Source organism: Nitrospirota bacterium (assembly GCA_040757335.1).
Classification (GTDB): Bacteria; Nitrospirota; Nitrospiria; order 2-01-FULL-66-17; family 2-01-FULL-66-17; genus JBFLXB01.
Map to the genome: position 1 here is coordinate 1 of JBFLXB010000053.1, position 7585 is coordinate 7585.

General features: G+C 62.1%; 8 protein-coding genes. 1 reads left to right on the plus strand and 7 read right to left on the minus strand.

From position 1 onward, the window contains the following. The 6 genes from AB1451_16635 to AB1451_16660 form a co-directional block, all read right to left on the minus strand. A partial coding sequence (locus tag AB1451_16635) for a hypothetical protein (GenBank protein ID MEW6684521.1) occupies positions 1-413 on the minus strand: 413 nt, incomplete at its 3' end. Positions 414-456: 43 nt separating this feature from the next. After that, positions 457-1668 (minus strand): type II secretion system F family protein, encoded by a 1212-nt coding sequence (locus tag AB1451_16640; protein ID MEW6684522.1) that lies wholly within the window; start codon positions 1666-1668, stop codon positions 457-459. 32 nt (positions 1669-1700) lie between these two features. Next, positions 1701-2804, minus strand: coding sequence for a type IV pilus twitching motility protein PilT (locus tag AB1451_16645; GenBank protein MEW6684523.1), 1104 nt, complete (start codon positions 2802-2804; stop codon positions 1701-1703). Between the two features lie 200 nt (positions 2805-3004). Continuing rightward, positions 3005-4837: a type IV-A pilus assembly ATPase PilB gene (pilB, locus tag AB1451_16650; GenBank protein MEW6684524.1), complete on the minus strand. Its 1833-nt coding sequence runs from the start codon at positions 4835-4837 to the stop codon at positions 3005-3007. A gap of 228 nt (positions 4838-5065) precedes the next feature. Next, positions 5066-5935, minus strand: a complete 870-nt coding sequence (locus tag AB1451_16655; protein MEW6684525.1) for a shikimate dehydrogenase — start codon at positions 5933-5935, stop codon at positions 5066-5068. After that, positions 5932-6477 carry a CDP-alcohol phosphatidyltransferase family protein gene (locus AB1451_16660; GenBank protein MEW6684526.1) on the minus strand — a complete coding sequence of 182 codons (546 nt, stop codon included), beginning with the start codon at positions 6475-6477 and terminating at the stop codon, positions 5932-5934. The genes AB1451_16655 and AB1451_16660 overlap by 4 nt, the downstream gene beginning before the upstream one ends. Before the next feature lie 217 nt (positions 6478-6694). Here AB1451_16660 and AB1451_16665 point away from each other — a divergent pair, with 217 nt between their 5' ends. Next, positions 6695-6985, plus strand: coding sequence for a hypothetical protein (locus tag AB1451_16665; GenBank protein ID MEW6684527.1), 291 nt, complete (start codon positions 6695-6697; stop codon positions 6983-6985). Positions 6986-7004: 19 nt separating this feature from the next. Here the strand turns inward: AB1451_16665 and AB1451_16670 are convergent, their stop codons facing one another. Then, the gene (locus tag AB1451_16670) at positions 7005-7496 is read right to left on the minus strand and encodes a DivIVA domain-containing protein (GenBank protein ID MEW6684528.1); all 492 of its coding nucleotides are present in this window, start codon (positions 7494-7496) and stop codon (positions 7005-7007) included. Between the last annotated feature and the right edge of the window lie 89 nt (positions 7497-7585).

Sequence of the window (7585 nt, forward strand, 5' to 3'; positions counted from 1 at the left end):
GAGGGCCACGCCACCGTGGCGTAAATCGTCGCGGCGACGATGGTCGCCGCGACGCCCCCGTTGCGACCGAGCACCATCGTCCCGGTGATGATCGCGATGGGGTACAGGAAGGTAAACGGGCTTTCGATCCCACCCGTGCTCACCACCACGCTGGTGATGCACGACAGGTCTCCCGTGACCTGGACGACGGCGACGAGCGAGTCCCATTTCGAATTGAGCCACTTGAGGGCGAGCGCGTAAACGATCGTCAACGCGTAGGTGCCGACGATCAACGCCGCGAACAGGCGCGAGGCGGGGTGTCCCGAGGTCCCGGTGTTGAGCGCGAGAAAGAGCCCGAGGAACACCGTGACCACCACGACCCGAAGGCCGGTTAGCCACTTGAGCTTGGTCCGGAGGATCGTCTCCCCGGTCACGATCGTCGTCCCACCGGATCCCGCGAGCCGAGCGCACGCGTCGTCAACCCACGACGGACCCCATTTGGAAGATCGGCAGGTACATCGCCACCACGATGAACCCGATCGTGATACCGAGAAAGACCATCAGCATGGGCTCCAGCAACGAGGTGAGCGCGGCCACCGCGGAGTCCACTTCGTCGTCGTAGAAGTCCGCGATTTTCGAGAGCATCGCGTCCAACGCCCCGGTGGTCTCGCCCACCGCGATCATTTGCACCACCATGGGCGGGAAGACCTTGGATTGGCCCAGCGGCTCGGACACGGTCTTGCCCTCGCTGATGCTCTGGCGCGCGGTGATAAGCGCTTCTTCAACGGTCTTGTTCCCGGACGTCTTCGCCACGATCGTCAGGCCCTCCAGGATCGGCACGCCGCTGGAGATCAACGTGCCGAGCGTCCGCGTGAACTTGGCCACCGCCGCTTTGCGGATCAGGTCTCCGACCACCGGGACCTTCAGCGCGTTTCGGTCGATGAGCTTCTTGCCCGCGAGAGTCCCGTAGTATCGCTTCACCCCGTAGCCGGCGCCGACGGCCGCCAACACGATGAACACGATGTTGTTCTTCATGAAGTCGCTCGCGGCCATCACGATGCGGGTCGGGAGCGGCAACACCCCGCCGAAGTCCGAGAACATGCTCGCGAAAATCGGGATCACCCACACCATCAGCACGCTGATCACGACGACCGCGACACTGATGATGACCCCGGGGTACACCATCGCGGCCTTGATCTCCTTTTTGAGTTTCATCGACTTCTCGATGTGCTTGGCCAAACGGCTCAGGATGGTGTCGAGAATCGCGCCCGCCTCGCCGGCCGCGACCATGTTCACGTACAGCTCGTCGAACACCTTCGGGAATTTGCGGAGCGCGTCGGCGTAGGTGGAGCCGCCCTCGACGTCGGCCCGCACGAGTCCGATCGTCTTCGCGAGCGTCTTGTTCTCGGTCTGGTTCGAGAGAATCTCCAGGCATTGGACCAACGGCAAGCCCGCGTCAATCATGGTGGAGAACTGGCGCGTGAAGATCACGATGTCTTTGTCGCCCACCCCTCCGCCGAACCCGCCCAGCAACCCCTTCTTCTCGTCGGTCTTGGGTTGGATCGAGGTAGCCAAGATATTCTGCTTTCTGAGCTGGGCGATCGCCTCGTCGCGACTCTTCGCCACCAGTTCGCCCTTTTGCACCTCGCCTTGGCGTGTTTTGCCGCTCCAGACAAATGTCGTTGCCATGGGTTACCCGCCTCCTCCCGGCACGCTCGGGGCTACTTGACCGCCCCCACCCTCCGCGGCGTCTGGTTGACCCCGCCTCGATCCATCATGGAAAGCAGTTCTTCGGGAACACTCGACCGGCTGAGCGCTTCTTCATGGGTGATGAGACGCTTGCCGTACAGCTCGAACAGCGACTGGTTCATGGTCTGCATGCCAAACTTGTTTTGGCCCGTCTGCATCGTCGAATAGATCTGGTGCACCTTATCCTCACGAATCAGATTACGGATCGCCGGGTTTGGCACCATGATCTCCATCGCCATGACGCGCCCCTGGCCGTTGGCTTTGGGAATCAACTGTTGGGACAACACCCCTTCGAGCACGAACGACAGTTGCGCCCGGACTTGCGGCTGCTGGTGGGGCGGGAACACGTCGACGACCCGGTTGATAGTTTGCGCGCAACTGTTGGTGTGCAACGTGGCCAAGGTTAGGTGCCCGGTTTCGGCGATGGTCAACGCCGCCTCGATCGTCTCCAAATCGCGCATTTCCCCGACCAGCACCACGTCCGGGTCCTGGCGAAGAATGTACTTCAACGCCGCCTTGAAGCTCTTCGTGTCCGACGTGACCTCCCGCTGATTGAGCAGGGATTTCTTGTGGGCGTGGATGAACTCGATCGGATCTTCGATCGTGATGATATGATCGTGTCGTTCCGAGTTGATTTTATCGATCATCGCGGCCAGCGTGGTCGATTTGCCGCTCCCCGTGGGTCCGGTCACCAGGATCAGGCCCCGGGGACGCTTGATCAGGTCGGACACGACCTGCGGCAATCCCAGCTCTTCTAGTGTCCGGGTCTGAATGGGGATGACCCGGATCGCCGCCGCAACCGCGCCGCGCTGCAAAAACACGTTCGCACGGAACCGGCTCAATCCCTTGAGGCCGAACGATAGATCGAGTTCGCTCTCCTCCTCAAAGCGGTGCTTCTGCGCGTCGGTCAGGACGCTGTAGATCAGTTGCTTGGTCTCGGCAGGCCCCAACGGGGGATAGTTCATGGGCGTCAGGTGACCGTGCAACCGCATCTGAGGCGGTGAACCGGTGGTGATGTGTAAGTCGGAAGCGCCCTTTTCGATCATCTGCTGCAGCATCTGGTAGAGCGTCGACATCTGTTCTCAACCTCCCTGTCTCGCGTGAGCGCCTCTACTAAACGTGTACCCGAGTACTCGCAGTATTCAAACACAGGAGCCTGTTCAGGAATGCGTCAGATGCAAGGCGCCGCGAGCACCGGACCGGAGCGTACTGGGTGCGTACGTGAGGACCGGATGCACAGCGGCAACGCAGCAGATGACCATTCATGGACAGGCTCCTAGTCGGCGAACGTCGAGCCGACCACCTCTTCAACCGTGGTGAGTCCCTCGCGGACTTTCTGCAATCCCGCCATTCGCAACGTCTTCATTCCGGTTTCGATGGCCTTACGTTTGATTTCATCCGCGGACCCGCCCTGCAGGATCAGCTCTCGGATGGCCTCTCCCACCGGCATGACCTCGTACAACGCGACGCGGCCTTTGTAGCCGGTGTCCCCGCACGTGGCGCATCCCTTGCCATGCATGGTCTTGACGGACGCGATTTCCGACGGCGGGAACCCCGCGCTGATCAACGTCGCCTCCGGGAGCTTCGTCTCTTCTTTACATTGCGAGCAAATGCGTCGGGCCAGGCGCTGGGCCAGGATGAGGACCACCGACGACGCCACCATGAAGGGCTCGATGCCCATATTGAGCAACCGGTTGATGGTGCTGGGAGCATCGTTGGTGTGCAGCGTGGACAGCACCAGATGGCCGGTGAGCGCGGCCTTGACCGCGATCTCGGCGGTCTCGTAGTCGCGGATTTCTCCGACCATCACCACGTCGGGGTCCTGACGCAGGAACGACCGCAGCGCCGCCGCGAAATTGAGGCCGATGTCGTCCTTCATCTGAACCTGGTTGATGCCCATCAGGTTGTATTCGACCGGGTCCTCCGCGGTCATGATATTGATGTCCGGCTGGTTGATCGTAGAAAGCGCGGAATAAAGCGTGGTGGACTTCCCGCTCCCGGTCGGTCCCGTGACCAGCACCATGCCGTATGGGGAATTGATGGCCTTCATGAAATCGTCCATCGCCTTGGCTTCGAATCCCAATTTGCCCAGATCGAGCGACAGATTGCTCTTGTCGAGGATGCGGAGCACGATCTTCTCGCCGAACAGACACGGCAGCACCGAGACACGGAAGTCCACATCGCGCTTCTTGCCCAGTTTCAACTTGATGCGCCCGTCCTGGGGCAGGCGCCGCTCCGCGATGTCGAGTTTGGACATGATCTTGACGCGGGACGTCGCGGCGTTGCGGATCTTGAGCGGCAGGTTCATCACGGTTTTGAGCGAGCCGTCCACGCGAAAGCGCACGCGGAACGACGTTTCGAACGGCTCCATGTGGATGTCGCTCGCCCCGACTTTGATTGCGTTGATCAACAAGCCGTTGACCAGCTTGATGATCGGCGCCTCGATATCGGTGTCTGCGCCGGTGTCCTGTTGCTCCTCCACCACGTCGACGTTGTCGAGTGCGTCGCCGACAATGTGGTCGAAATCTTCGACGTCGACGGTCGGGCCTTCCTCGGCCTCCGCAAACGTGGGCTCGCCGATATCGTCGACGGTGTAATCTTTGGCGTTGAGCATCGCCGCCCGCTCCGGCTTGGCATCTTGCGCCAGACCGTACGCGGCTTGGATCGCGGACACGATGGCGGATTCGCTCGCCACCGCCGGCTCGATGGTGTACCCGGTCAGGAACTTGATGTCGTCGAGCGCGAACACATCGCTGGGATCCGCCATGGCCAGCGTGACCACTGCGCCCGTTCGCTTTACCGGAATGACCTTGTATTTCTTGATGGCGTCGGCGGGAAAGAGTTTGAGCAGCGCCTGATCCGCCTTGAAGTTGGAGAGATCGACCGACGGGATGCCGAACTGCTGACTCAGAAACGCGAGCAGCCTGGCCTCATCAAGGAATCCCATCCTGACCAGGATACTGCCCAGGCGACCTCCAGTCTTCTTCTGGGCAATAATCGCGCGCTGCAGCTGATCCTCCGAGACCAGTTGGGCGGCCACCAGGAGACGGCCCAATTTTTCACTGGCAACGGTGGAACGCGACGAAGAAGAAGGCGGAGTTGCTGGCATCGTCCGATAGCGCTCTGGAAACGGACGAGAGTCTAGTCGAGGGTCCCGGCTTTGTCAAAAAATTGTCACCTGCTTGGGAGGTCTGCCGTAGCCTTAATGGTGTTGGAGTACGGCGAAGGAAGCCTGTTCAGGAAGGGTCAGATGGAGGCGGAGCGAGACCTTGCGCCGGAGCGTACTGTGTCGTACGTGAGGACGCAAGGTCGAAACGACAACGCCGCAGATGGCCCTTCATGGACAGGCTTCCAGGGCGCGGCGCATCACCTCAACCGGCGCCCGGCGCCCCGTCCACAGCGTGAACGCCATCGCCCCTTGGTGGAGTAACATGCCGAGCCCCCCGGCGCACCGGGCGCCAACCGACTCGGCGTCGCGCAGCAAGGTCGTGGGAGCGTGGTAGATCAGATCGTAGACGACCAGGTGCGGCTCCAACCAGTCGCGCGGCACCGGCGACGGATCACCGGGGCGCATTCCAACGGAGGTACATTGGATCACTCCTCGAAGGCCGCGCGCAGCAGGGAGCGAGCCGAGGGGCGGCGTGGTCCACTCTGCCGCCGGAAACGCGGGTCGCAGCCGACGGATCACTTCACGCGCTCGGCGCGGCGAGCGGTTCGCCACCGCGATACCCCGGGCGCCGGCCATTGCGAGGGCGACGATCACGGCCCGAGCCGCTCCGCCCGCGCCTAACACCAGGAAGCGTCCGCCTCGAACCCTGACGCCCGTGTCCTCGCGGAACGCATGCAAGAATCCCCCGGCATCGGTGTTGTACCCGATCAACCGCTCGCCGCGTCGTACGATCGTGTTGACGGCGCCGATCAGGCGCGCTTCCCGGGACAAGTCGTCCAACCAAGGGATCACGCGCTCCTTGTGCGGAATGGTGAGGTTCGCGCCGGCGAATCCCAGGGCGCGCACGCCCTTCATTGCATTCTCGAGCGCGGCGGGCGGCACCGCAAACGGAATGTATCGGTAGTCCAACCCCAGCACCTGAAACGCCGCGTTGTGCATCGCCGGAGACCGGCTGTGCTCCACCGGGAACCCCAGGAGCGCGACGATCCGGGTGCGCCCCGAGATCCCTGCCGCCGAGCGACCCGACGGCGCGCTCACGCGGGTCGGCCGTGATTGAGATTGAGGATCTTCACGCCCCGAAACACGTAGTGCAGCCCGGACGCCACGGTCACCGCCACCATGACCGCGAGAACCGACCACAGGAGCCACTGCGGCACCGTTGCGGTGGTTCCCACCAGGACGGCGATGATGTAGACCAGTTGGATCACGGTGGTGGTCTTCCCGATCCAGGTCGGGGTGATGTCCACGCGCTCACGGAGCAGATGAATCACCAGCGATCCCCCGCTGATGATGACGTCGCGGCTGACCACGACCAGCGTGACCCACAAGGGGATCGCCCCCTCGAACGAGAGCACCATGAAGGCCGTCACCAATAACAGCTTGTCCGCCAAGGGGTCGAGATACTGGCCCAACGTGGTTTGTTGGTCCAACACGCGGGCAAGCATCCCGTCGAGTGCGTCCGTGAGTCCGGCGGCGAGGAAGACCGCTAACGCCCACGAATTGTGCCCGTAGAGAACCAATCCCACGAACACCGGACTACACAAGATGCGGATAAGAGTCAACAGGTTCGGAAGATTCATGTTCGGCTACCCGAAAATTCAATCGGATCAGTTGAGACACGCAAGCCCTTTCTCGCCCGACCATACGATGGGGATCCTCGGAGACCGCTGTCGAGATCTCGGGCCGGGGGTCTTGCCCTGCGTCCCGGAACGCGGGTATAATCCGGCCTTCCCGCGAAGCCCGCGTGGGCGGTTTCGCGGATCGGTGCGATCCAGCAGCGCGAGAAGGAGACCACGTATGGTGATCGAGATCCACCAGGTCGAGGGCTTCGATCCTCAACATCGGTCGTTTAATCGGAACGCCGAGATCCACCGCAGCGAGCAGGGACTATCCGCGCGGTTTTTCTATGAAGGACTCCGTGTCGATACCGGAACACATTTTGAGGTGGAACAGGTGATGGCCGATCTCGTCACTCGCCTTCAAAAGATCGGCTTCACCCAGCTGCGCTCGCGAGTCAATTTCAGAGGATCCCGGTACCTGGCCGAGCGCCAGCCCTGGATCGACTACCCCGGTCCGGTACTTCGCTGACTCCACGTCCCGCCCCAATTTACGCGACCCGCGGGGCTCCGACGACGGTCTCGCCCCGCTGGGCCGGATCGATCGCCAAATCCAGACTTTTCTCGATCCCCTTGAGGAAGCCGCGGAACTGCTCCACCAACTCGATCTGCCGGCGACGCCAGGTGATGACGTCTTGTTCGATCAGGACCCGCTCTTCGCGGGCCTTGCGGGTGAGGGTGTCGGCCGCGACCTCCGCCTCGCGGATACGCAACTCCGCCTCGCGTTGAGCCTGCCGTTTCAGATCATCCACCATCCGCTCCGCTGACACCAAGGTCTGATTGATCAACTCTTCCTTGCGCTTGAGTTCGTCCAACGACGCCTCAAGCACGCCGATCCGATCCTTGGCTTCCCGGTTCTCTTTGATCAGCTCCTCGAACGTGTCGGACAGACTCGACACGAAGGCGTCGACCTCATGCCGGTCGTACCCGCGCCAGGCCCGCCGAAAGCCGATTTGCTGAATATCCAACGGTGTCACCTTCATAGGGCTCGTCCTCCTAATAACATGGGGGAGCGCGCCGGTAATCGGCGCGCGGCCCGGGGTGTGCGTAAGTGGATCATAAAAGCCGCCGG

Coding starts and splice junctions, on each gene's coding strand:
- pilB (MEW6684524.1), bottom strand. CDS start 4,837: ATGCCAGCAACTCCGCCTTCTTCTTCGTCGCGTTCCACCGTTGCCAGT.
- AB1451_16665 (MEW6684527.1), top strand. CDS start 6,695: ATGGTGATCGAGATCCACCAGGTCGAGGGCTTCGATCCTCAACATCGG.
- AB1451_16660 (MEW6684526.1), bottom strand. CDS start 6,477: ATGAATCTTCCGAACCTGTTGACTCTTATCCGCATCTTGTGTAGTCCG.
- AB1451_16645 (MEW6684523.1), bottom strand. CDS start 2,804: ATGTCGACGCTCTACCAGATGCTGCAGCAGATGATCGAAAAGGGCGCT.
- AB1451_16640 (MEW6684522.1), bottom strand. CDS start 1,668: ATGGCAACGACATTTGTCTGGAGCGGCAAAACACGCCAAGGCGAGGTG.
- AB1451_16670 (MEW6684528.1), bottom strand. CDS start 7,496: ATGAAGGTGACACCGTTGGATATTCAGCAAATCGGCTTTCGGCGGGCC.